Origin of the sequence: Bradyrhizobium sp. B039, from assembly GCF_038965675.1 — a bacterium.
GTDB lineage: Bacteria > Pseudomonadota > Alphaproteobacteria > Rhizobiales > Xanthobacteraceae > Bradyrhizobium > Bradyrhizobium diazoefficiens.
Map to the genome: position 1 here is coordinate 7,887,061 of NZ_CP152416.1, position 26,366 is coordinate 7,913,426.

The window sequence follows — 26,366 nt, forward strand, 5'->3', positions numbered from 1 at the left end:
CCCATAGGAGTTCTTGTTCCATATCTCCACAAGCCCATCGGTGGAATGGCCACTTCGAAATAAGGATGTGGATCGAGGGTGGCGGAACCGCGACAATGAAGATTGGCCTCCAGCACATCCTTCGCAGCGACTACTTTTCTCGCCAAGTGTTTTGCGCACCCGCGACTTCCCTGTGAGAGCGGAAGAAATCTGTCGACCCGCCAAGAAGAAAGGAAAGACCCTCTCGGAAATCACCCGCAGATGGTGAAAATTCCTTTTGGTTGCGTCATCAACGCCAGAAGGCTTCCTTCGCTTGCTGTAGGTCTTGCGGGCGTGTTCGGCTTCGGCCGATTCGCGGGCCGGCTGTCGCGTCGGACCGATCGGGTTTACTTCTACAGCGCACTTTTGATGCATCGATTTTTTCCAGTGTTAAATCCACCGAGGTGAGCATAAGGCGGCATGCAACAGATTGTATTTCTGAGCCGATTGATCGGTAAAGAGCTCCTATAGAGTTTTGTACCGATGTGCTTGAGACCGAGGCGTCCGTCTCGGCAGTCCTCCCCCGCAGGCTGCTCTGTCCTGTCCGGTCCATTAACCGCTGGCCTATATGGTCACCTTGCCGAGCTTTTTGATACCGACCCGGATCGGGTCCGCCGGAATGCTCACGTTCATAGCGTCGCTCCGGCTCAGCCGGGCCCAGGTTGCGCAATCGGTTTAATCCCAGCCGGCGCCGGATAGGGCTGAAGGTCGCCGGCGACACTACCGGCCTCGATTGAGATCTGTTTGACCTGTGGCGCTGTCGTCCCAACGTTCCGGCTTCTGCGCATGGGAAGGCAGGATTTGGCTTGGATAAAAGAGGTCTTGTGGAGCGATCACGGTCCATCCACTCCTTCCTCGCCGAACGCTTAAACTTGGCGACCGTCCTCGCCGAAAACGGCGAGTTGCAGCGCACTGCAGCCTTCGTTAGGCCAGCCTCGATCAAGATTGGCGCCATGGCCTTTCGGCGTCAATGGCGCATTCTTGGGGGCGTTCATCCGATCCTTAAGGGGTAGGCTAAAGCTTCGGCAGGTTGCTTCCTCGTTCAGGACCGGATGGACAACCTACTGAAAGCTCACACCTCATGGTCTCACAGACATCCTACCCGAACTGGTTGCCCCCCCATGCGGCCCCTCTAGAGGCGCGCGTATGCGCGCAGCGATCTGTCGCGCTTTTCGGCCGCAGGTTGGGTTCCACGCAATCGAGTATGGCCAGCATCGCCAGAACTTCGTCGACGTTAAATGTGGCCGCCCTGCGATCTGATAGTCCCAGAGACCGATGGGGGGCGCGGACCCGATTGGCTGCAAGCACCGCAAGCGCTTGCGGCCGCAAGGACGTAATATGCCGCTCGAATATATGCATTCGTTGGCCTGTAGCTGCCCTGTGGGCATGATGTCGCGAGCGCTGGTGGCCAACCCGGTCGCAAAGACTGGGGCTGGCCACCTTTGCTCCCAAGAGGCTCCAATTCTAAAGGGCTACAAAGTTGTATCTTCGAGAAGTACCAAGGGGCACCTACCAAAATCGGTGGCTCCCCTCCTCGTCGGCGACTCTCTAAGCTAGTTTTTGCCTTGAATTGGAGACACCAGCACGACCAGACACATGCACGTTGCATGAACAAGAAAACATGCCAATCGCACATGAGCGACGCAAGTATGTGGGCAGAGTCAATCGAGGCGGAGCACGATAGAAAGCCGCTGGAAAGTTATCCGAGACCCTCGTAGACCGCGATGAGGAAACCATCGCCGCCGACTGCACGAGCTTGGTCGGATGTGCACACGATCCGGGAATACGGATCGACTGCAATCCGAACTCCTCATAGAGCGCATCGGTGAGGCGGGCGCTTTCCGGCGGCGACCATTCGACGATCTTGTACGCAAGCTCCACACCTTCTGGCGCGCTCCCCGAAGTGGATGAGGGGCTGGGTGCAATGGCGCCGGCCGATCGGGAGATTGCAGGGCGCCTAATGACGTCGGCTACGACCGGCGCAGTGACGGGCAACCTCGGGGGCGCATGCTGGGTGACCCACTCGAGCAAGGCGGGGACATCGCCGGCCATGCCTTGCGAGGTGGGAAATGCCTTCGGATCGGCAGCGGGTAACTTGTCGATGACGAGCAGCCTCGTCTCCGTCTGAGTGCCGTGCTTGGCGTAGACGGCGCCGTCGATCGCGGCAGAAAACACGACCCGTCCGCGCTCCTGGAGGCGAACAAAGGCCTCTAGCCACGCCGGGTTATCCGGCGCAAGGCCCGCGCCAGCGATGGCGACGAGGCGTCCGCCATCGCGAAGACGCGCGAGCGCCGAAGCGATGTGCCGGAAGGCGGCGTCCGCCATTCGTCGATCGACATTCGCCACCGCGGAGAACGGCGGGTTCATCAGAACGACGCTCGGCACAACGCTCGCGTCGAGGTGGTCATCGATCTGAGCAGCATCGAACCGCGTGACGTTAACATCCGCGAATAGATGCTCGAGCAATCCCGCCCGGCTCTCGGCCAACTCGTTCAACACCAAGTCGCCGCCGGCGAGCTCGGCAAAGATGGCGAGCAAACCGGTCCCGGCAGAAGGCTCCAGAACGCGATCGGCGGATGTAATGGCGGCTGCGGTGCATGCAATCAGCCCAAGCGGGATCGGCGTCGAGAATTGCTGAAGCGCCTGACTGTCCTCGGAACGCCGCGTGTGGGTCGGCAGACGGTTCGCGACTTTCGCCAGCATCGGCAGCATGGCGGCCGTCGAGCCAGCCCTGGCCCGTATGGCCGGTCCGAACTTACGAAGGAACAGAACGGTTGCCGCCTCGCAGACGTCATAGGCGGTCTTCCAGTTCCAGGCGCCGGCCGCGTCGGAGGCGCCGAACGCAGCCTCCATGGCGCTACGCAGAACAGCGGCATCGATGCCCCTACCGCGTTCGAACTCGGTCAGGAGCTGTCGCGCTGCCCTGACGGCGGCGGAGGTGAAAGTTGCAGCGGCGCGCAACGAAAGCGGCGCGGCGGCAGCGCCGCCGACGAGAGATTCGGTCATGGCAGGAATTCTTTCGGAGAGCAGGAAGGGGTCGAACCGCCAGGCGCTCTCCTCTGACCTGGACGGCTCAAACCCTTCCCGGCCCGCTCTCCCTCTCAGACCTCGGGCATAAAAATAGGGACCGGCGCCGCACGCCGGTCCCCCGCGCTACTGCGGGACGGCCGTGCCATCCCGCTCCTTAATTTCATTCAGCCGCGTCGAGCTGTGCGGATCATCGTCGCTGGCGTTTTCCTGATCCTCATCGTCGGCGAGGAATTCGGGCAGCCGGCCCGCTTCGCCCTCCTGCCCCACTGGCGCTGCATCGGGATCGACGAGACGCAGCGGCTCCGGCAACCAGCCTGAGCCATCCAGAAGGCGCTCGGCCTCCTTGGCCATGTCGGCCTTCTTAAGATGGTCGATCAGTTGAGCCGACGACTCGCCCTTAGCCTCCCGTACGGCCTCCAGAATGCGCGGCTTGGTGACCCGGCCGAGATAGTTGTCGACGGAGGGCTTCCACCCTGCCTGCACCATGTCTAGCCCGACCGCCCGCGCCAGCACATCAGCGCGGTCGAGACGCGTGCGGACGCCGTGTGCTGAGACGCGAGCCTGATTGTAGCGATTGGCCGGCTCATAGACGGCATTGACCGCAAAAGATGCACAGTGGGCGAACAGCGATGCTTGTGCACCACCATCGAGAGCCGTTAGCGCATCCCAAAGATCGTTCTCCCTCTTCGGCAACCGCGCCTTCCAGGCCTCGTGCCGCGCCTCGACAGCCTTGGCGGAGGCGCTTTCCCTCAGCCCCGGAGCTTGGGCAGGAAAGTTCGGCGTGCGAAGGCCGATCTCTAGACAGCTTCCGGATGACGCGAACCGGTAAAAGGCCGTCAGCACGAAGTTGTGCAGCACCGCTGGAACGCGATCGCAGGATTTTCTGCCAGCGCGTCGCGCAATGCCAACGTGCGATGCGCCGTCAGCTCGGTGATCAACCGATCCGGCAGAGGCCTGGCCGCGTCGTCATCTTCTTCTTCGGCATCAGGCGCACTACCCGCGACTGCGATGACCGTGCGCTGGACTGAAGTGCTGGGCTCCTTCCCTTCGTTCGACGACGGATCGGCGGCCTGCGCGATATCAGGATCGGTTGCCGGCACTTCGTCCTCAGGCCGGACGTAACCACGATACACGCAGAGCCGTCCTTCGGAATCGATGCTGATGAAGACACCAGCCCGGGCGATCTCCGCCGGATCGTAAAGCATCGGCCGGTTCTCGAACGCCGCCAGCGCCGACTCGATTTCGCCGAGGCGCTGATCGACTTCTTCGGGCAATTCGTCGGCATCCTGGTATTCGGTTTCAAGCTTGGCTTGCTCGGTGTTCAGGGCATCGATGGTGGCCCGCTCCCCAGGCGAGAGATCGACAGATTTTCCTTCGATTTTCCGGAGGCCTTGTGTGTGACCGTAGGAGAACTCTACGGCGACTGAGATCCACTTCCAGCCCTCGGCAGCAATCGTCTCAGCTTCGGCTTTGAGTTTTCGATCACGAGGCGGTCGAGCAACACGATATCCTGAAGCCAACCGCCGTCGTCGTGCTCGAACAGATCCCGCAGAACGCCGCCACCCGCCTGCTGATAGGCGTCGAGGCCCACGAATTGCGCCCGGCGATCGGACCCGCGCACTGTGTTCTCGGTGAGCATGCGGCGGATCTGGTATGGCTCGTCATAACCGGAACGGCTGAGGTTCTCCCAGACTTGCTCCTGGCGGGCGTGATCCGCAGTAACTGAGAACGCCATGAGCTGCTCGAGCGTCATGCCGTCTTCGGCATAGACGTCATGCAACTTCGGCGAGACCGACGCCAGGCGCAGGCGCTGCTTGACGATCGCAGGGTTCACGAAATGGCGCGCGGCAATGTCTTCCTCGCTCATGCCGAGATCGCGGAGCGTCTGGAAGGCCCGAAACTGATCAAGCGGATGCAGGCCGACCCGCTCATCGTTCTCCGCCATCGAATCGTCCTCGGCAAGGCCCCCTTCGCGAACGACGCACGGCACCGCCTGCGTCCTCGACATCCGCTTTTGTTTCACCAGGAGCTCGAGAGCGCGATAGCGCCTGCCTCCCGCTGGTACCTCGAACATGCCGGTCTCGTTGCCATCAGGATCAACGACGGCCCGGACACTTAGACTTTGCAGAAGCGTACGCTGCGCGATGCTCTCGGCTAGCTGCTCGATCGAAACGCCGGCCTTGACGCGGCGAACGTTCGATTGGCTGAGCACGAGCTTGTTGAAGGGGATGTCCCTTGAAGGCGACAGCGTGATCTTTTGTACGGCTTTCGTCATTTTGGCTCTCCACGACGGGCGGCCGTGAGACTCTCTCTCGGCTTCCAACCCGTCGCGAATAGCGCCCCCTCCTCTCACTCTTGCGCGGCGACAGGAGGCCAAGCATCAAGCCGTCTCGTGATCGGCAACAGCCGAATCCAGCGACGCGTGCTCAATGGGCTCGGGAATGAAGCCGAGCAAATAGTCCGCGGCCTTGCTCGCCTGTGAGGCGGCACGCACGATAGCCCGATTGTCTTCGCGCAGGACTTCGAGCCAGGAGCCAATATAGTCGGCATGGCGCACGGTCGGGACGATCCCGAGCGACGCGCAGCTGAACGCGGAGCTCAACTCGGCGACCAGTTCTTCGAAGGCATATTTCTTGGTGCCATAGGATCCGCTAAGATCGCGGTTGAGGCGCGAGCGATGTCCGGTCGCGTGGCCGAGTTCATGCAGCGCGGTGCGGTGCCAATTGATCGGCTCGAAATAGGCCTGCGGCGGCGGGACCTGCACGAAGTCTTCGGCCGGCGCGTAGAATGCGCGATCGCCACCAATCCGAAATGTGATCCCGGTGGCCCTGATCAAAGTTTCCACGGTAGGCTCGATCAGACCTGGCGGCGGTGGCGGAGCCGCGGTCGCGATCTCGCCGGGGAGTCCGTCGCATTGGTCCGTGTTGAAAACGGTAAATCGCTTGAGAAATGGAATGGCCTGCGCTTCGTCGCCGGTCTCGGCGGCGCGCTGTTTCTCATCGCGCGGCACGAAACGGTCGGCGTAGACCACCGCGGTGCCACGCTCCCCCTTGCGCACATAGCCTCCAAGCGACAGCGCCTGCCGAAACGTGAGCCAGCTTTGACCGCTGTAACCATGCTCGATCGTGCTTCCCCAGAGCAGAAGGACGTTGATCCCGCTGTAGGACCGATCGGTCGAAGCATTTTTCGGGATGGCCAACGGCGCTTTCGCCGCGGCCGTACCCCACGGCTGAACCCAGGGGACGCGTCCGGCCTCAAGCTCGACAATGATCTTGTCGGTAATTTCGTTATAGAGGTTCGCCCGGTCCTGGCCGGCGCGCGCGCGAACAGTAGGATTTGACATCGCGGTTCTCCGCGACGGGCGCCGCGAGCCTCTCTCGCAGCTTCTAACCCGTCACGAAAACCCAGCCTGCACTCTTACTCTCAGACTCTTCGCAATCTGCCAGGCTGCAGGCCTGATCAGGCGTGCGCCAGGGGCGCATCGCCTTCGAGAGATGGCACCCGCAGGAGCGTGAGCATAGCGACGCCGAAGGCGGCACGCGAGACCGAGTGCGGCGACGAGACCGGTTCAATAGCGGCACCCGGGAACGGGGCAGTGATAGCGATCGCCGCAGGCGAGCCCCTTTCCCGAGTGCCCCCGGCGAGGAGCTCCAAAGCCTAGCGCGAGATGCTCGGTCAGCTCAACCACACAATGCAGGGCTGCATCGTTTATCCGAAGAAACGCAGGCATGAGCCGGAGCCCCTGCAACTCTCGCATCGCTGATGGACTTTGGTCGTTCATTTCGGAAGTCCACCGCAGCTTCCTGCAGTTAAGCAACTGGTTGCTGTGTGCATGGCACGCAATGCGCTCCGTTCGGGCTTGTCTCGCATTCTGCAGGAGCCGCCAACAGCCGGCGCAGCCACTTCTGGTCTGCCTCCCGCCGGGCGTTGAAGCGATCGACGCATTTCCTGGAGCAAAGGGCCGTTCGCCACCAGTAATGGCGGATCAGCCCGAACCTTCCACCACACACCGCACAGCACCCTCGGTTTTCGGAGCTATGAGAGCTATTCTGCATTTTCGCCTCCTTTGGCGGACGCTCGTGCGGCAACATCGTGCCCGCACGTAAAGAGCGGCACCGTTTCTGCTAAATGTGGCTGCATTTTCGGGCACCGGGCGCACGAGCTCGGCTCTTTGTGCGCCCTCGTGGCGAAGCGATACGCTCGATCGCGTTGCGTCGCCCGATTAATCGGCGACTGTAGCCAGGTTTTGATCTCGAATGATGCAATGAGCAGCGCTGGAGAGACAAAATCCTGCGCAGATGCATACAATGCCGGCGTTTTTCGCCGGATACCTCCTCGGGGTAGCAGCATCCCACTGTACCCGCGAGTCCAGTTCCGGCGCGGTCGACTCAGGAGGGGCGACGTGTGATCGCCCTATTGACGTTCGCGATCCGCTCCCATCTCGACCATAGTCACGAAGGTGTGCGGCTGCTCTCCGGCGCCGCCAATCTGCAGCCGTCGCGCACAGATCACACGCCGTCCGCGAACGGGGCTGTCGATAGTATCGACAATGGGTTCGAACTGTTGCTTCTGGGCAAGCAACTGCCGGTCGCGCCGTTCGATCAAGTCGGCCGCCTCCGGGGAGAACAATTCGCGCGCGGTCCTGCCGACGATTTCGGCCCGCGACATGCCGATCATCTTCTCCGCCGCCTTGTTGACGAAGAGGTAACGCAAGGTGCGCGCGTCCTTGGCGATGATGCCTTCGTGAACGTTCTCGACAATGGTGGCCAGCAGACGCTCAGTCCTCTCCAACATCCGCTGGCCATGTCGCAGGTCGGTGACGTCCTCATGCACGGACACCCACCCGCCGCCATCCATCGGACGCTCGTAGATATTGATGGTGCGGCCGTCATTTAGCGCGATCTCATAGGCGGTCGGCTCGCGCCGGGCGATTCGATCGACAATCGCCGCGAGATGTTTCGCGATGTCGTCGCTGAAGAGCCCGCTCTTGATACGATGCTGCAGGATTTTCTCCAGCGTAGAGCCAGCCCTGATCGTCTCTGGCAGATTGTAGATCCGCCGATAGTTATTGTTCATCGCGACGACATTGGCCCTGCCGTCAAGCATGATGAGGCCTTGCGGCATGCTGTTGATCGCCGCCGATAACTGCCACTTCTTGGCCTGGTACTTGTCGTTGAACTGGTCGCGCTGGGTTATAGCGGCGTCGCGTTGCTGCGCCGTGTTGAACTCGAGCTGCTCCAGCTCTGGAATCTTTTGCATGGCATCACGGAAGTGCTGCATGTTGGGCCAGATGCCCGATCTCGTCGTGCCGCATCAGATGCGGCACCTCGCTCTTGATGTCTCCTGCGGCGATCCGGTCGGTTGCTTGCGCGATATCGGAGAGCCGCCCGACCACGGAGTCGCGCATGACGAGGACGTTGATCGCGGCAAGGACCAGCGCCGCGAGTCCAAGCATGAACAGGTACCAGGCCGCATAGCGGTTCTCGTCAGCAAGCTGGTCGGCTTCGCGGGCTCGCTTATCGTAGGATCGCTGCAGTGCCTCGAGGTCAGCATTGAGCTTGCTGCGCACGGTGCGATTGGCCTGGTTATCGTCCCATTCACGAGCCGCGGCCGGACTGATCTCGAGCCCCCGCCGCACCAGTTCCAGCCGAAAGTCGATGAACTGCATCACTCGCTGTTTGAACGCCTCGAATTGCTCGAGATCGTCGGGATGGACAGTCTGCCCCCAGCGCATCATCACCGCCGTGAGCTCGCCGCTGCACTTGACCAACTCGTCCGCGAATTGCTTTACTTTCGCCGGTTCGGTGGACATGTAGATCCCGCGCGACTCCATCACGATCGCGTAGATCAGGGCGTTGACGCGCCCGATATTGACGGCAGCCGACGCCGAATCGATCTGCATGTGCCGATAGTTCGTCTGCAGGCGCACGCATTGGACCGACATCACCAACAGAAACATTGTGACGATCGTCAAAAATCCGGCGATGGAATAGACTTTGTCGGCCACGCTCAGGCTACCGGAGCCGCGCACAAAGCGGACAAACCTTTGCAGCGTCGTGGTCGCGGTCTGCGCCCCAAAGCCCACCGTCACTGCGTTCATGATGCACCTATCCGGTCTAGAATGGCAGAGAATTGGTCCCGCAGGGCTAGCGGAGACTTCACGGCCTCGCCTCGGTTTATCTTTCGAAGGTCCCACGCGCCAGAGCATCTCTTCGCGAAACGGTCTGAGGAGGCTGCGCTGCGGCTGCACCGGTTGATATGTCGCCCCCGCGATCAAAGTCTAAGGGCAGCCGGCGTAGGCAGGGATGATGGCCTGAACGCACAAGGCACTCCAACGGCGCGCGATAACGGCTGCTGGTCCGCTTGCAAGTGGCCGGCCTGCTGAGGCGCGCAAGTGGGCGACGTCACCTGAAAGAGCAGCCGCGATGGCGCGGGACAGGCAACGACTGAGAGATAAGGTGGTGAACTATCAGACAATCACGCTGGAAAAACGCGTTCTTTCCGAGGATTTGCATGAATAGCGCGTAGGATTCCCTGGTCGACGCAAGGCAACGCTCGGCGAGCTCTTTGCGCGGCACTGAGGGCGCCAATCGCGACCTTGTCTCTCTCGGGTAGTTCCGACCAGGAGGCAATTTCACCTCGCGTCGACGGTGTGCTCGTTCCTTCGAATGTGAAGGCGAAGGCAAACTGGGGCTCCATAGCCCCTGTCAACAGGTCTGCGCTCCGCGCGGGCCCGTTGGCCACCGCTCATCTTGACGCTTGCTCAGCTTGAGCTTTCCGAATCAACGCCAGGGGTTTCCCGGGCCCGACCGGCTCTGCGTTGACCACTTCGTACTCGCACCGACCGTTTTCGACTGCGCCAGCCAGCATGTGCGGTATCAATGCCGCGGTTCCGATGGGTTCGAACAGTCTGCTGTGTTCAGAATAGCCTGCTGCATCCTTGCCGGGCTGCCGCTCCAAGACGATTGAACGTCCGTTCGGCATGATCAGCCTCGTCCAGTCCAGCAGAACGCGCGACTGGCCAAAAGCGACCTGGCTGTGGTACCCGCCGATGAGCCTTGCTCCCTGAGGCCGCTATGTTGACGGCCAGTCGTGGCGCTTCTCGGCATGGCCAAGCACGCCGTCGCCTCTGGGCTCCCCCAAGACTGCACCCACGGCACGTGGCCGGCTTCAAGCTCGCCGATAATTTTGTGGTGATTTTGCCTTAAAGGCTTGTCTGGTCCTCGCCAGTGCACGCCCGAAGATAGTGTCTGGGCATCGCGGATCTCCGCGGCGGGCGCCGCGAGCCTCTCTCGCGGCCTGTGACCCGTCACGGCAAACCCGGCCAAAACTCTTATTCTCAGCCTCTTCGGACGGAAGCGACGCCACTTGACCAAGCGGCCGCGTGGTTCGGTTAGCGAGCGCGCTGCACGCACACAGATGACAGAATGCAAAATCTGCGACGCGCTCGGCCTTCTATTTCATTCTTCGGGACTTGGCCTTTAGGTGCCTTGGGGCCCAAACCTACCAGGCGTGCGCCAAGGGCGCATCGCCTCAAGGCAAAATGGCACCCGGAGAGCGTGAGCATAGCGACCCGAAGGGGCACGCGGGTCCGAGTGCAGCGACGAGACCGGTTCAATAGCGGCACCCGGGAACGGGGCAGTGATAGCGATCGCCGAGAGGCGAGCCCCTTTCCCGAGTGCCCCCGGCGGGGAGCTCCGCATCTCCTAGCGCGAGGGATCGACGCCGCACGGCGGCCGAGACGCAAGGCAGCTCGGTCCACGAGAGCCCGGTGCGGCGGAAGCCGCACACGCGAATCGGAAAAATCCGCCAGTCCGCGGATCTAGATGTCCTCGCGCGCTTGCGTCTGCGCGTCATAGATCCTGATCTGAAGCATGGGAAAGCGCTTCTTGAGTTCTTCTCCGCCTGCCCTGGCGCCGTCTCTGGTTGCAAATTCGGCCTTGAGTCGGCCATCCACTTCAAGTGCGTAACCAGAGGCCGGCAGTTCACGGGTTGCTGCAAACATTTCATTCCCATTGTGCAGTGATGTGGTCGGGAATGATGGGTAACGTGAGTCGCCCAAACGACGCCAGACCCACCTGACCCGGTGCGCTGATCGGTCGTCGCATCTTGTGGATTGACGTCTCGCAGTGGAGCCCTTCGAGGACGGGCATTTGCATGGTCCGAACAGGGGGACGGGGTTTCAGCCAGCGCGGATGCTGCATGGACACGGCCCGACATTCCTGCCTTCCACAGCACTGGCCCGCGCAGTCACCCTCCCGCTGAGCCGACATGTGCGGCTGGCCTCTGAAATTTATGCCGCCTGGAAGTGCAATTGTGGAACGGCCGCGACCAGCTTCCTCGTATAGGGTTGCCAAGGCCGTAAAAATACGTCGTCCGCTCCACCGGCTTCGACGGCCACGCCATGGTGCATGACAAGAACGCGGTCGCTGAGGTGGTGCACGACGCCGAGATCATGCGAGATGAATAGATAGCTGACACGCAAATGCGACTTGAGATCTCCAAGCAGATCGAGAATTTGCGCCTGAATGGATACGTCAAGTGCCGCGACCGGCTCGTCACACACGATGATCTTGGGGCGCGGAGCAATTGCGCGCGCGATCGCAACCCGTTGGCGTTGACCGCCCGACAGTTCCAGTGGACGCCCGGTCCTGAAGTTTGGTGACAGACCCACGAGATCAAGCAGCTCGCTGACCTCCGATTGTCGACTGGCTCTGTCGAGGGGATTTCCGCTACGTCTGGCCAAGGCATCATCAATGACACGCTCGATGGTCCAACGCGGATCGAATGAACTTAGTGGGTCCTGGTAGATGACCGAGATATCCGATCGCCGCTGGCGGCGCTCTTTCTCAGTCGCTGCAGTCCACGGCGAACCCTCGAGTGTCACCTCTCCTTGGTCCGGCCTTTCGAGCGCGAGCGCCATGCGTGCCACGGTCGTCTTCCCAGACCCTGACTCGCCGACGATGCCTAGCGTCTCTCCATGGCCGAGGCGAAACGAGACGTCATTGACGACGGTACGCAGCTTGCCATCCGGTCCGCGAAAGCGCTTGACGAGCCGTTCCGCCTCAAGCAGGGGACTACAACGCTGTGCCATATTCGACTGGGTCAGCGCTCTGGTCTCTCCTTCAGCCGAGATGAAGCGCGGCGCCGTCGAGGACGAAAGACGGCTCCCGCGTGACCGGACGGATGGGATCGCCTTGAGGAGGCCCCGCGTGTAATCATGTCTCGGGTCACCAAAAATCTGTTCTGATGAGCCATGCTCGACGATTTCGCCGTGTCGCATCACAATAACCTCGTCGGCCATCTGCGATACCACGGCAAGATTGTGGCTGATGAGAATCATGGCCTTGCCGCGTTGGCGGGTTTCGCTGAGCAGATCCAGGATTTGCGCCTGGATCGTAACGTCCAGCGCCGTCGTGGGCTCATCTGCGATCAAAAGAGCTGGATCGAGTGCGATTGCCGTCGCAATCAAGGCTCTTTGCCGTTGCCCGCCTGAAAGCTCATGTGGAAGCTGCCGCGCCTTGACCGCCGGCTCGGGCACGCCCACGAGATTCAGAAGCTCAACTACCCGTTCCGTCAAGTCTGCGCGTGTCCTGATTGCACGGTGAACACTTAGTGCTTCACCGATCTCCTTGCCAACCGGTCTCAGCGGATCGAGCGACACCAGCGCGTCCTGTAACACAAAGCCAATGCGCTTGCCGCGCAAGGCTCTCCATTCCCTGTCACCGAGTCGATCGATATTCTTCCCCTGAAAAGTCAGGCGGTCAGCTTGGACATGAGATCGCGCCCCGGTCAGACCAACCAGCGTCCGGGCCGTAACGCTTTTGCCTGATCCCGATTCACCGACGATCGCGACGCACCGGCCTTCCTCAACCCTGAAAGAGACCCCCTTGACCACAGCTCGCCGCGAATGCGCCGGCCCGAAGGAAACGTTGAGGTTTTGTACGGTGAGCAACGGGTCGCTAGCCGGGGGCTTTGTGGCATTTTGCCGGAAGGAAGCTGCGGGATAGGTCACGTTCATGGAAGCTCGATCCTTCCTTCCAGGCGTTGCTGCACGTACTGGCCGATGACAGTCACTGAGAGCGCGAAGGTAGCGATGGCGATCCCGGGCATGACCTCGAGCCACCATGCATAGATTACGTAGTTGCGCCCGGCATTGAGCAGTGCGCCCCATTCCGATGACGGGGGCGCAACTCCCAAGCCGAGAAACGAAAGGCCGGATGCCCAAATGATGGCTTGCCCGATACCGAGCGTGAACATTGTCGCAAGCGGGCTGATTGCGTTGGGGAGGATATGCTTGAACAGGATGCCCCTGGGCGAGTGGCCTAACGCCTTTGCCGCCTCAACATAACCAGTAGCTTTGACCCTCAGAACCTGCACCCTCACCATGCGTGCATATCCTGGCGATGTTCCAAGGCCGACCGCGATAATCAGTGTCGAGACCGAGGTGCCCAACAACGAAACGAAGAGAAGCGCAAGGAACAGAGTGGGGAGAGCGAACAGGGCGTCGAAGAGCCGGCTGAGCACGTTGTCGATCCAGCCGCCAGACAGGCCCGCCGTCACGCCGAGTATGAGCGCGATGGCAAGGCTGAGCGCAGTCGCACCCAGCCCAATGGAGAGAGACTGACCTGTCCCCGCCACGATGCGGGAATAGAGATCCCGTCCGGACTGGTCCGTCCCCAGCCAATGCGTCAATGAAGGGGCCCTGAGAGGTGACATCAAGCTCAGCGCCAACGGATCATGCGTCTGAAGCAGTTTCGGCGCAATCGCCGCGATGAGGAAGAAGGCCGTGAAGACAGTCGCGATATAGACCGGAACCGGAAACATACGGGCGCCCGTCAGCACTCTTGCAGTGATGAACGCTTTTGTATGTCCCGGGGAGCCATTGGCGAAACTCATGCCTCTTTCATCCTCGGGTCGACGAGTTGTATCGTGAGATCCACGATCAAGCTGGCGGCGACAAACAGCGCAGCTGAAACCAGGATCACCCCTGACACGACCGGGACATCGCGTGTGGACGATGCTGCGACAAGGACGCCGCCGAGCCCCTGACGGCCGAAGACCGCTTCAATCAATACGGCGCCCGACAGCAGCTTGCCTATGATCCAGCCGGAAAGGGTGATCCCCGGCAAGGCCGCATGGCGCAAAGCGTGACGTAGACGGAGGCTGAGATCACCTGTGCCGCGCATTCTCGATGAGGTGATGAAAGGCTGATCAAGAACCCGCGTGAATCCGCTCAAGACCGCTTGACCAAGGAAGCCGTAGATTTCCAAGGCCAGGGCCATCGTAGGCAGAACGAGGCCCATGAGGGTGTTGCCGCCCACGACAGGAAACAAGCGAAGCTGGATCGCGAAAACGACCAGCAGGATTGTCGCCAGCCAATAGGGCGGCAGGGTTGCCAGGAAGACCTGAAACCCGCCTAGCGCCTTGGACCATATGTTGTTACGCCCGGCGAAAAGAACCGTGGTCGTGATGGTGATGATCCAGGCGGTCAACATGGCGGCAAAAGCGAGCGCAATCGTTGGTCCGATCTGGCGCGCAATCAGGTCTGTGACAGGTTGATATTGGACGTAGGACTGCCCAAGGTCTCCGTGCATCACATCCCTTACATACTTTCCGTATTGCACGAAGACGGGTTGATCGAAGCCATATTTGGCATTGATGGCGAGTAGCTGGTCCCGAGGAATCTCTCCCACGTTTCCGCTATTTGCATTGAAGATGATCTGGGCGCGTTCCCCGGGCATCAGAAACTGCACAAAGAAGGTGAATGTCGCCGCGGCCCAAACCACGATCAGGCCGGACAAGAGCCGGCGCGCTAGCCAAAGGCTTTGATGGCCTATCGTCTTCACCGCATTCATTTCTTGTCGGTGAAATATGCGTCCGAGAAAACGGGCTCGCCCACCGACCCGCTGTCGAGCCAGATGTCTTTCACATTATCGGCTAAAGCGAGGGTGACGTCCAAAACCGTGTAGCTCAGGGACGGCGCGTTCTCGATAATCCGCCGTTCCGCCTGCTGATAAAGCGCGGTGCGTTGCGCCTTGTCACCAGCCTGTTCAGCCTTCTGAATGATGTCCCACAGGGGCAGATCCTGATAGCGGGATGGATTGAAGGGATTGCGGACACCATTCAGGTCAGGCTTGTACGAAATACGATAGATCTCGGCGCCAGGCGCAACCCAATACAGTGGAACGACCTCATAGTCATTTGGACCAAGATTCTTTCCTGCCCAGAAATCAGCCTGGTTGGTCGGCTGGAGCCGCACGTCGAACCCTGCGGCCTTCGCTTGCTGCTGGATGATCTGCAGGACCTGATCGCCGTCGGGAGGCGAAAAGGCATTGGTGTAGGTGATGCGTATGATCAGCGCTTTGCCGTTCTTGCTGCGAATGCCGTTTGCATCGCGCTCCGCCCAGCCAGCCTCATCGAGCAGCTTGTTCGCCTTCTCGATGTCATAGGAATAGGATTTTGAGAGCTCGCTGACATATTCCGGCGAGCTTTGGCTCAAAGCGAAATTGCCCTCATAGGGCAGTGAGCCAAGAAACGCCGCTTGCACGGCAGCACGTCGGTCCGAGGCGTAAGCAAAAGCCTGCCGGACACGCACGTCGTCGAACGGCGGTCTCTCGGAGAACAACGCAAGCCGAAGCGGCGTTCCACCCGTGAGGTGGCGCACGATCTTGAACCGGGAATTGGCATCCTGCCAGTTGACGGCAGGGATATGATAGACAACGTCGGATTCGCCGGTCAGAAGTGAGCCGTAGCGTATCGTGGGGTCAGCGAGAAAACGCCACTCAATTCCTTCGACATAGGCTGGGCCTTGATGCTTGGCAGTGGCCGGCGCCGAATTATAGTTTGGGTTTCGACGGAATATGACGTTCCTGCCGCGGTTCCATTTCTCTACGATGAACGGACCCGAACCAACTGGGCTTTCGCAGTTCACGGCCTTGCCACGCTTAAGCGCCGTCGGCGACAAGATGCCTTGCGAGGACTGCGCAAAGACATTCAGCAGCGGCTCGAACGGCGTCTTCAACGTGATTTTGAACGTCAGCGGGTCGGCAACCGCCGCGGACTCGAAGATGCCCCTGAGATAAGGACCGGCTGTGGGGTTCTCGAGCTCCGGACTGTCGCTCAGCCATCCATTGATATTATCGACGACCGCCTGGGCGTCCAGAGACGTCCCGTCCGTGAATTTGACATCGGGCTTGATCTGGAAGGTGTAAGTTTTGCGGTCATCCGAGATGGTCCAGGCGGTCGCAAGCCAAGGCAGGATCCTTCCGTCTTCAGCCCTGGCGACCAGATTGTCGCTGAATTGACGCTGAAGGTACCACTGCTGCACCCAACCACCATAGAGGCACGGCGGCTCCTGGAAGTGTCCGTACCGGATAGTCCCACCCGATTGCGGCTTGCCAGCCGAAGCGCCCTCCGCGTGCACCGGATCCGCAATCGAAAGGCCAGACATCGCGATGGCGATGACTGCGGCGCGAGACTTCACACGACGATTCAGACTTTTGAGAAGAAACGCCGCATGAGCGGCAGCCGGCTTGGACATGATAAGCTCCGAATGTGATAAAGGAGAAGCACTCAGGCGGCGGAGACCTGGTCGGTGCGCTCGCCCTGCAGTGGGATGCCGAGGTGCTCGCGCAGCGTTTCGCCGCGATAATCCGAGCGGAACAAGCCGCGCCGCTGAAGAACGGGAACAACGTGATCGACGAACGCAGGCGTACCGTCGGACAGAACATCAGGTATGACGTTGAACCCGTCGATTGCGCCAGCCCGGAACCACTCTTCGAAGCATGCGGCAATCTGTTCCGGCGATCCGACCAGCACTCGGTGCCCGTAAGCAGGCGCCTCTACGATGATCTGGCGGACTGTTTTGCCGGAGCGCACGAGAGCTTCCACAGTGCGATGCTGGCCAATGGAAAAAGCAGCGTCCGCATGTCCCGGCAGTAAGCTGAGGTCGATTGGCTCGTTGATCTTCAGCCTTTCGGCAGGAAAGCCGAAACGACTGGCCAGCGCATCAAGGGCAACGTCAAAGTTGATTAGATCGTCAAGCTCCGCCTTGCGCTTGATTGCTTCCTCTTCGGTTCCGCCGACGAACGTGACGATACCCGGCAGCACAAGGGGCGCCCGTCGTCCATGTTGAGAAGCAAACGACCTGAGGCGATCGGCCTCGCGCAGGGCGATTTCCAAATCGCCTGTCGATGAGAACACGGCATCGGCGCTTCGGGCCGCGAACTGAAGCCCTTGATCCGATCCGCCGGCCTGGAAAATAACCGGCTGCCCCTGTCTTGAGCCGGGATGTGTCAGTGGCCCGCTGATGTCGAAGAACTCGCCGGCATGCCTCGTCGTCCGCAGCCTGCTCGGATCACCAAACCGCCCCGCGGCCTGATCCAGGATAATAGCGCCTTCTCCCCAGCCATGCCAAAGGGTTCGCACCGCCTCCACAAATTCTTCGGCGCGGCGATAGCGGTCATCACGTGACAGCTCGTCGCCGCCAAAGCTCCTGGCCGTATAGACATTGGACGTCGTAACTGCGTTCCAGGCCGCACGGCCGCCACTGACAACGTCAAGCGACTGGAATCGGCGCGCGAGGTTATATGGCTCGTTGTAGGTGGTGGATGCCGAGCCGATCAGGCCGACAAATTTTGTTTCTCGGGCAATGCTGGCAAGTGTAATCGTCGGCTCGATGCCGTTGAGCGGCGGGTGTTTGTCGATTGCTGGATCGAGCGCTGGCGTGTCGGCGAGGAAAACCGCGTCGAGCTTTCCACGCTCGGCGTGCTTCGCGGCTCGTACGTAATGCTCAATATCGTAAAATGCGCCGGGAGAATTTCCGGGCCACCGCCACGCTGCGGTATGTCCCCCAGCGCCATGCAGGTTCAAGCCAAGGTGAAGCTCACGTTCAAGCACTGACGTCATCACGCGGCACATGCGGTTCGTGTAGAGGTGCACCGAAAGGTCAAAAACGGCATCGCACTCTTCTCAATTTTCGGTAGCCATGAACGCGTCATGGCACTCCAACATTGTAGAGTAGCCGACCAGCGTCAACCGCGGAGGAAAAATAAGAATGCCTGTTTCAATTCGTGCCGCCAGATAATTAATTTCTGTTGGGAATGCCTCATGGCGCGGAACGATAAACTCCGTGACTGAGAAGCCCCATCTATCTGGTTTGCATCACATCGACGGACCGACGCAGCGACCAACTCAGAGTCGCGTGGACACGAATGCGCTACAAAAACGAGCTCCCGGACGCCGAATTCAAGCGCCATCGCAGGGTTGCACCTCGTGTGTTGCCGCCTACGAGCGCCTGTTCCCTGACCGATTGAGCGCGCGCTACTGTTTCGGCTCGCCGCGGTAGAGCCAAAGTCGAAGTTCTTTGTTTTCGGGCTTTCGATTCAGGAATTCTGCGTCCGACGGCGACAATACGCAACGCGGGATCAGGATCCTCGACCGGTCGGCGGCTCGCGAGCTTTGACCTGCAAAGCTGAATGCCGACTGCGAGCTAGTCCCTATTTCGCTTGAAGCGATATGGGATTGCCGGAATGCCGGCCAACCTGTAGACGATCCCGGCGCCGCCGCGCGGTCGCCTTTCAGCGGCGGGGCCTGTAGCTCAATGGTTAGAGCCGGCCGCTCATAACGGTCTGGTTGCAGGTTCGAGTCCTGCCGGGCCCACCAAGAATATCAATAATTTGCTTGCTCTCCGCTGCCCTCAGCGCGACGACCGCACCAGAAACCGCACCAGATACGTGCACTTTTCGTTCGCACGCGGGTTCGCACACTGCAATCCACCTGATGGCGCCGGACCGACTTGGTTGATCTTGGATGTATTCGTCGTTCACTCATCGGTTGGATGGTGCTCCGACGGAGAAGCTGATCAAGAAACGTATGAACCTCAGAAATTCAACGCCCATTTTCCCGTACCGAAAGACATACCTATAGACCCGCATCGAATTTGTGCTTGAACCTCATCAGTCAGGACCGCTGCGACGGCCAAAGAGACGCAGTGCCGGGCGGCGGGCGAGTCACCTACGATCGTCCCCCGACCAAATTTGACCAAGTTTTCATTACGACTGCGTGAAATACGAAGGCGGTTCAGGCCCTGCCTCTGCAGTGCTGATGACAATCTAGATACCGACCTGACCGAATCACTTTTCAACATGGAAGCTCGCGTTCAGAGTCTCGAACCAGGCAATCGTCGCTTCCGAACATTAACGAATGCGTCGACGTCTGACGCTTCTCTGAATAGCAGCACAATTTTGGAAGATATTGACGATTGTTCGGCGGAGTAAATGTTCTCAGATCGATCCGCTTTTATCGTCCGCGCTGCTCGGGCACTGGCTGGTTTGGTTCGAAGGTCTCGATGAATCGTCGGCCGTTACAAGGAGCCAATTCCGGATCAGTTTCAAAGGACAAAAAGGTTTGCTAACAAGGAGGTAAGTTGCCAAGCTGATGCGGTAGTCGAATGAACGAAGCAGGCACGGGAGGGAGAGATCTAGCGGTGATGATGGAATGCGCGTTTGCTCGACCACGAGACATGGATATCTGACCGTGCCGACGGCCCTGGATATAACGATCGTCGAAACCCTTGCTCTGTTGGATGGTGATTTCGCTGAGTTTGCGGCCGGGATCGCGCATGATCAATACGCGATTTGGCTCGGTGCGGGCGTCTCGCTTGGAAAGCTTCCCGGTCTTGAGGGCGTCGCTGGTGAAGTGCTCGAGCATTTGCGCATTCGGATTGATTCTACGAACGCCGCCTGCAAGTTTCGCCGGAGCCTAGACCGCATTCTTAACTTGATCCTTTCGCCCGAGGATTGGAAGGAGATTGACTACGCCAAGTCGGCAACAGACTGGAAGATCTTCGGCCGGATCAAGAAGAATTTGACCGGCGCTTATTCACGAATGCTAGACCAGCATCCGCAGGGAGAATTGCCAGACTATCTTGTCTGGGACGCGGTAAAGGTCGTTGAACGCTACGGCGACCCTTCAATTACGCCTGGCCCGGAACATTTCGGTTTGGCAGCCTTAATTGCAGAGGGCGTCGCATCTGATGTTGCTAGCGCCAATTGGGACGCGCTCATCGAAAAAGCAATTGTCGCAATCGCAGGCTCTCCGGTGGGGTTGCTTCAGGTCCGGATTTTACCCGAGGACGTCAGGGACAGTAGCGCAAGGGCCAGGTTCTACAAATTTCATGGCTGCGCCGTCCTCGGAGGCGAGGACGAGGCGCGATACCGAGAGCGCATCGTTGGTCGCGCCTCGCAGATCCACGGCTGGGCTGACAAGGCAGAAAACAAGGTCATAGCCGGCAAACTCCTGGATCTTGCGATTTCAAAATCAACATTGATGCTGGGGCTGTCCGCGCAGGACACGAATATTCAAAACATCTTTGTCGTCGCGCAGCAGAGTCTGCCGGCATCGTTCCCAACTCATCCTCCCGCGGTTGTTCTTTCAGAAAATTCCGTCGGGGCTGATCAGCTCAGTCTTCTGCAGAATTTCTATAAGACAGACTATGTTGCGAAGTCCGAGGAAATCGAAAAGTCGGCCTTGCTCCGGGCCTACAGTCGATCATTGCTGCCAGCCCTCTGGCTACATGTCGTCTGCTCGAAGCTCGAAACATTCCTTGAAGGATCAGCATCCGGGTTGACGGCCGCGGAGAAGTCTCGGTTGCGATCGGCGTTGAGAACCTTGCGTAATGGGGTTGCGGCAACTGCCTTGCCGGACCAGTACGAGCAGTTCATGGTGACTGCGCTCTCGCTCGCGGGACGCGCTATGAACTTTTTTCGGGATGGCCGGCGAATCAATGCGGCCGCTGGGCTGTATAGTCCGCTCTCGATGTCGAGCGTCCCGAAATCGCTACACGAGCCCGGATTTTCCAGTTCGGGGATTCAAGAGCTTGCACTGGGGATTGCCCTCGTGGCACTCGCAGCGACGGAGGGATTCTGGGAATGCAGGGTGAGCGGCCTGAGCGATCCCGGGGGTGGGGCGCTGCGGCTCGCCGGCGCGGTGCGCTCTGCAGAAGTCTTCTTCGCAGCAAACAATCAATCGGCGAGCCGACTGATTGCCGGTGGATACGCGGCAGAGGATAGTGATACTATTATCTTGCATAGCCATGAGGCGCCTGCGCGTGCTGCCCGACACCCGACCTCACCACCTGGTCGGACTTTGCGAAGGAGGCGGCGGGAGATCAGCTTGTCCAGATTGTCTGGCGCTTCCAACAGTCTTGACGAGATTTTGAAGAATCTTCGAGCGGAGATCGCTGTATGACTACGACGATTCCCGTCGAGCGCGTCGCAAGCGTGCTTGAAGCGGCGCACTTCAAGCGCGTCCCTACGCCCTTGAAAATTGGTGGAATTGAGATAGACGCGGCTGCGGCCTTCGTGGGTGAACCGCCGATCCCGGATCTTATCGTGGTCGGAGATTCACTCGCCCAAACACCCGCGCGATTGCAGCAGGTCGTCGAGGGAGCTGGCCGCGCCCTCGATATGATGGGCTCGCGTCGGCCGTTGACGCTTATTGTCGTTGGGCCGCGGCCGGAATCGTCGACGCTGTCCGCACTGGCTCGCCATGCGCGCGTGCTAGCGGTGGGAGAGACAGCCGGCGAACAGGACTTGTTCAATTGGCTGGCTGTACTGCTGCCGTTGACCTTGCCAAAGGCGAGCGAAGATAGGGCAATCGCGATCCGCGCGAAACTTCTAGAAGGCTTTGACGATCCGCTTGCGCTCGAGCTCGTCGAAATTGCGTCTGCGGGCGTGCTGAGGGTGGCGTCGCATTTGGCAGACGCGATCGACGCTCCCTTCCTCGAAGATCTCTTGTCTGAAAAGGAGCCATAGGTGGCGCCGCGCTTGAAATTTCTAAAGGTCGAGGATTTTCGCAGCATCCGCGGGCCAGCCGGGGTCTCGCTTGATGCGCCGGCAGTGCTTATTCATGGGCCGAACGGTACCGGCAAGACGAGCCTGCTTTCGTCAATCGAACTGGCATTAACCGGCAGTGTGCCATCGCTCGCACGCCTCGATCGCGACTACATGGCATACTTGCCGCACAAGCTGGCCAAGAATGGATTGGGACGCGTATCGATCCAGGCTGAAGGCGTTGGATCAAAGACAGAGGCGTCTCTGGAGATCAACGGACAAGCGATCGTCGGATCCGCGCTTTTGGATGGAGACCAATCGCGATTCTACCTTGAAAGATGCTATCTCGCGCAGGTCACTCTAGGGCGCCTGTTGGAGATCTACGAACACCAAGACAACCGAGACACGGCATCGCCTCTCACTCGGTTTGTCAAGGAAATGCTCGGATTGGACGCGTTGGATTCCCTCATTGACGGGTTGCATGCCGCTGGTGACGTGCGGCGTTTCAGGGAAAGCGCGCCGCATTTTTGGGCGGCTCGAGCCGATGCTCCAATGCTGGAGCGGGGCGTCGACGAGGCGACAGAGATCGAACAAGCTTGCCGCGACGAGATGATCAAGACCGAGAATGATCTCCGTGAATTGCTTGGGCCTCAGTTTGTTGCTGACGGTCCAATTGACATCGAAGCGTTACGAGCCGTCGTCAAGAGCGATATCGAGGAGCGTGAGACGAAGCTCGCCGATTTGGCGCGAATTCGACGAGACCTTGCGGCGGCGAAGGCTCAGCTACTTGAGGCCAGCACGTCGGAAGAGGAGGGAGAGCGGATTGCGGCAGAGCAGGTGAGCAGTGCTACGCGAGACGCATTTGCGCGTTGGCGCAGCGTCGCTGGTCAACAACTCGAGGTGCTGCTGCGAAGCATACAGAAGAAGTTCACCGATGTTGTGTCTGTGGACGTCAGCCCAGCAACGGCGCACGCCAAAGCGTTGGCAATTGTCAGCTCTGCTCTAAGTCGCGCTCAAACGGCTTTGACTAACGACGATGAGATCATTCGCTCGTTGTCGGGCGCGCAGGTGTCGGTGCAACAGGGGCAAGGGCGCCTGAAGCTCATCGATGAGCAGCTTGCAGATGCTGGAGGTGCAAATCGTGCGCTCGCGGAAGCGCTCGCGACGATTTCCTCTCATATTGAGAACGAGATATGTCCCGTCTGCTCTCGTAATTTTGCTGAAATCTCCGAAGAACAACTAGCTTCTCATGTATCCGAGGAAGTTGCTCGGTTGGTGGCGGTGGCAGGGCGCGTCGAGGCGTTGGTGAGGGACCGCGCAACGACCGCAGCGGCTGTCGTAGCGACACAGCGGCAAGAAGCGGATCTGTTCGCTCGCCGCCTGCCCAATGATAGGCGCGATGCGATCTTACTTGAATTGGCGGATCTGACGGAGTGGATGAATGCGCTCGATAGTCTTGCAGATGCTGCAAGCAACGGCGGGCGCCTCTGGGAGGAAGCAAAGCAGGCGGCGGAGCGACTTTCCGTTTTAAGAAGCCGGATCTCCTCGATCTCGGGGTTGAGGGCGGAGCTCGTCTCCTATGGGCAACGGTTGTCACTTCAGCCGTTTCCTGCAGATGTTCCATTAGAAGAGATTGTCGATGAGATACTCACGCAGGTTCAATATCGTTCAGCACAAGAAGCGAAGTCGGGCGATCAGGGTGACCGAGCTCTGCGGCTGCTTGACAAGTTGGAAGTAAATCAGCGCGAGCTCGATAACGCCACAATCGACCTGGCGACAGCGTTCGAGGACGAACGGCGCACGACAGCGCTACGGCAGGAGTCGGAGCGCCGAATTGCCGTAGCAAAGGGGCTCTTGGCCCAAGCGCAAGCGGTACGAGCAGACGAGGCGCGGCGCGTATTTAACAAGGAGCTCAATGCTGTGTGGCGCGACCTCTTTATTCGGCTTGCGCCGGACGAGGCGTTCGTTCCGGCTTTCGCGTTGCCGTCCATTCCTGGTCGAGCCGTCGAAGCTGTCCTTGAGACACATTATCGATCGGGCGGAAAAGGTGGAAATCCGCGAGCTATGTTGAGTGCCGGCAACCTCAATACGGCTGCGCTGACGCTTTTTCTCGGACTTCATCTCTCGGTCTCTCCAGCCTTGCCTTGGTTGGTTCTGGATGACCCAGTTCAAAGCATGGATGACGTGCATATTGCCCAATTTGCGGCCTTGCTGCGTACCCTCAAGCAGCATGGGCGCCAGATCATTATCGCGGTGCACGATCGACAGCTTTTCGACTATCTCACGCTTGAGCTCAGCCCGACCTACAACGGCGATCGTTTGATTACGATCGAATTAGGGCGAGATTCGGATGGAATGACCACCGCGCCTTGGAGTCTGATGTCATTTCGGCCCGATCGCGCAATCGCTGCATGAAAGCGACGCCAGCCTTGCCGGCCACGGCCTGCAGCGCAGCATGTTGCTCCAGTTCAAGCGCTGCGATTTCCGCGGCGCGGCCTTCCGGCCGCGACAGGTTCGAGCGGTCACTAACGTGCAGCCTACCAGCGGAGCATGCGCGCCCGCGCCGCGAGCAGGGCCGGCCGACACTCCTTTAGTGAAGGGCTGCCTTTATCAGACGCCGGCGGAAGCAAAGGAGCTCGACGTGCTGTCGTGGCGGTGGCCGCAGGTGTTGAGCAATACGGTAGATCCGGCAGGGCAAGACGGGCGGGACGAGCTCAACTCCTGGACATCAACGGCAAGCTGACGGTCACTGCCCTGCTGCGCGCCAATACACGCGCAAGAAAGGCCCTCAGTACACGCGCGAGGCCATTGAAGCTGCTGGACGCCAAAGCGCCCGACGTCTGAAATAAACCATTAGGCGGACATACTGCCCCGTCTTCGCGCCGGCTCTTCGCACGCGCCCCTAATAAACACAGTTAAAATCCCGGCGATAATCTGAGGCTCGGGCGTGAACAGCATCCAGCCGCTTCGGTTCAGGGCAAGCTGGCCCAAGGTTGCGCTTCCGGAAAACATGGAGGCGCTCTATATCGATGCCATACAAGTCGCGGGCGTGAGGCTTGATTTTTCATGCATTTCCACGATGGTTCATGAAGCGGGGTATGGCGACGATGCGGCTGTGCTGCATTGGACATCGCGGGCCGTCAGGGGCCCTGAGATCATCTCGGTCCGTAGCTACACGTACGACCACGAGAACTTCGCCGAGCGCAACAAATCGGAGGCTGGGATCGATGCGGTGATGATGGCGACCTATAAGAGGGACCTAAGCCGAGCTAAGCGGCGGCGCCGTCGCAAACTCTTGCGGTCAAGGCAAATCCTCCGCACGGCCCGTGATAGAAAGATGGCACTGCAAGCGATCGGTTATGAGAACCTATTACGTCGACGAGACAGGCTTTACCGGCGAGGACCTCCTGGCGGCAGACCAGCCGATCTTCTTGCAGGCGACCAACGACCTCAGCGAAGACGAGGCGGATCGACTCATCGCTTCGACCTTTGGCGGTCTGGGCAGCACCGAACTCAAATATAGCCGGCTCGCGCGCGGCGGCCGTCACCAAGACAGGATCGTCGAGTTCATCGGGATACTTGCGCAGGATCCTCTGCGCGCCGGGGCGTGGATCGCCCACAAGGAATTCGCCATGATGACGTTGATCGTCGATTGGTGGATGGAGCCCCTTGCTTACGAGGCAGGCTTGAACTTGTATAAGGACGGCGCAAATCATGGTATGGCGAACATGCTGTATTTCTGTCTGGAATCCTACTGGTCGAAAGGTTTCAGGCGAAAGGTCCTTGAACATTTCCAGCGCATGCTCCGTACGCGAACCCTGGAACGATATACGGAGTGCCAGCTCCTGATCGAGAAGGCGCGCCGGCACGCAACAGGCGATCCCACCCGAGAAGAGCTTTTAAGGTATCTGTCCGTGTCGTTCATGCTCCTCGGCTACGATCACGTACGCCGTATGCCCGAGCGCGCGCTCGATATCGCGCTGACCGGCCTCGTGCAGCTCGGTCATATGTGGACCGAACGGCACAGTGGTCCGTGGAGCGTCGTGCACGACCAATCCTCCAACATGTCCAAGCAAAAATGGATATGGGACGCCTATTCGGCGGAAACTATGCCGCCGGCCAAGTTCGAGAACCCCGGCACGGTGGCGCGGTTTCCGATGAACGTCACGCAAACGCGCTTTGGCGATTCCGCGCAGGAGAAGCAGTTGCAAATTTGCGACGTTCTGGCGGGCGCGTGTTCGGCATTCGCGCGGTTCGATAAGACAGATGCCGAGCACCTCGCCTACCGCGATCGCCTTGGCGCGGCCGGGATCGAGAATTTCTTTACAGGTGTGATGTGGCCGGTCCCGGAAGTGACGCCTGAAGGCCTCGGTCGACGGGGCTGGGACGGCAATATCGCACTCGAATATTTGACGCAGAACATGCGTGCGAAACGGCCGGAGCCCAAACCTTGAGACGCGTGTGAGGCATTCTGCAGCATCG

General features: G+C 59.8%; 13 protein-coding genes, 1 tRNA gene and 4 pseudogenes. 5 read left to right on the forward strand and 13 right to left on the reverse strand.

The genetic code is table 11. The features are described 5' to 3' along the window. Positions 1-1,752: 1,752 nt before the first annotated feature. The 13 genes and pseudogenes from AAFG50_RS37265 to AAFG50_RS37325 form a co-directional block, all read right to left on the reverse strand. A pseudogene (locus tag AAFG50_RS37265) lies at positions 1,753-3,024 on the reverse strand (SAM-dependent methyltransferase); the annotation flags it as partial. Positions 3,025-3,208: 184 nt separating this feature from the next. Next, positions 3,209-5,323, reverse strand: a pseudogene (locus tag AAFG50_RS37270) (ParB/RepB/Spo0J family partition protein). 105 nt (positions 5,324-5,428) lie between these two features. Beyond that, complete coding sequence (locus AAFG50_RS37275; protein WP_014498063.1) at positions 5,429-6,391, reverse strand: zincin-like metallopeptidase domain-containing protein; 963 nt, start codon at positions 6,389-6,391, stop codon at positions 5,429-5,431. 1,070 nt (positions 6,392-7,461) lie between these two features. Further along, positions 7,462-8,328: a PAS-domain containing protein gene (locus AAFG50_RS37280; protein ID WP_028175396.1), complete on the reverse strand. Its 867-nt coding sequence runs from the start codon at positions 8,326-8,328 to the stop codon at positions 7,462-7,464. Then, a complete protein-coding gene (locus tag AAFG50_RS37285; protein ID WP_014498064.1) occupies positions 8,312-9,148 on the reverse strand; it encodes a HAMP domain-containing protein in 837 nt (278 codons plus the stop codon). Before AAFG50_RS37285 ends, AAFG50_RS37280 begins: the two co-directional genes overlap by 17 nt. Before the next feature lie 821 nt (positions 9,149-9,969). After that, positions 9,970-10,119: pseudogene (locus AAFG50_RS37290) on the reverse strand (TrbI/VirB10 family protein); the annotation flags it as partial. Further along, a pseudogene (locus tag AAFG50_RS37295) lies at positions 10,116-10,246 on the reverse strand (ArdC-like ssDNA-binding domain-containing protein); the annotation flags it as partial. The pseudogenes AAFG50_RS37290 and AAFG50_RS37295, both read right to left, overlap by 4 nt. Positions 10,247-10,870: 624 nt before the next feature. Further along, on the reverse strand, positions 10,871-11,053 hold the full coding sequence (locus tag AAFG50_RS37300) for a hypothetical protein (RefSeq protein ID WP_014498065.1): 183 nt from the start codon (positions 11,051-11,053) through the stop codon (positions 10,871-10,873). 288 nt (positions 11,054-11,341) lie between these two features. Then, entirely contained in the window at positions 11,342-13,069 is a 1,728-nt protein-coding gene (locus AAFG50_RS37305) for an ABC transporter ATP-binding protein (protein ID WP_014498066.1), read from the reverse strand. Then, on the reverse strand, positions 13,066-13,947 hold the full coding sequence (locus tag AAFG50_RS37310) for an ABC transporter permease (RefSeq protein ID WP_011084419.1): 882 nt from the start codon (positions 13,945-13,947) through the stop codon (positions 13,066-13,068). Before AAFG50_RS37310 ends, AAFG50_RS37305 begins: the two co-directional genes overlap by 4 nt. Next, the gene (locus AAFG50_RS37315) at positions 13,944-14,906 is read right to left on the reverse strand and encodes an ABC transporter permease (RefSeq protein ID WP_011084418.1); all 963 of its coding nucleotides are present in this window, start codon (positions 14,904-14,906) and stop codon (positions 13,944-13,946) included. The genes AAFG50_RS37310 and AAFG50_RS37315 overlap by 4 nt, the downstream gene beginning before the upstream one ends. Next, positions 14,903-16,591: an ABC transporter substrate-binding protein gene (locus AAFG50_RS37320; protein ID WP_011084417.1), complete on the reverse strand. Its 1,689-nt coding sequence runs from the start codon at positions 16,589-16,591 to the stop codon at positions 14,903-14,905. Before AAFG50_RS37320 ends, AAFG50_RS37315 begins: the two co-directional genes overlap by 4 nt. Positions 16,592-16,623: 32 nt before the next feature. Beyond that, a complete protein-coding gene (locus AAFG50_RS37325; protein WP_011084416.1) occupies positions 16,624-17,991 on the reverse strand; it encodes an NtaA/DmoA family FMN-dependent monooxygenase in 1,368 nt (455 codons plus the stop codon). 647 nt (positions 17,992-18,638) lie between these two features. Between AAFG50_RS37325 and AAFG50_RS37330 the strand changes: the two genes are divergently transcribed. From AAFG50_RS37330 to AAFG50_RS37350, 5 genes are all read left to right on the forward strand, one after another. Further along, a tRNA-Ile gene (locus AAFG50_RS37330) sits at positions 18,639-18,714 on the forward strand. Positions 18,715-19,587: 873 nt separating this feature from the next. After that, a complete protein-coding gene (locus tag AAFG50_RS37335; RefSeq protein WP_014498099.1) occupies positions 19,588-21,300 on the forward strand; it encodes an SIR2 family protein in 1,713 nt (570 codons plus the stop codon). Next, complete coding sequence (locus tag AAFG50_RS37340; protein ID WP_011084410.1) at positions 21,297-21,866, forward strand: hypothetical protein; 570 nt, start codon at positions 21,297-21,299, stop codon at positions 21,864-21,866. Before AAFG50_RS37335 ends, AAFG50_RS37340 begins: the two co-directional genes overlap by 4 nt. A gap of 12 nt (positions 21,867-21,878) precedes the next feature. Next, entirely contained in the window at positions 21,879-24,299 is a 2,421-nt protein-coding gene (locus AAFG50_RS37345) for an AAA family ATPase (RefSeq protein WP_202557266.1), read from the forward strand. A gap of 944 nt (positions 24,300-25,243) precedes the next feature. Beyond that, positions 25,244-26,338, forward strand: coding sequence for a DUF3800 domain-containing protein (locus AAFG50_RS37350; RefSeq protein ID WP_014498100.1), 1,095 nt, complete (start codon positions 25,244-25,246; stop codon positions 26,336-26,338). The last annotated feature ends 28 nt before the right edge of the window (positions 26,339-26,366 follow it).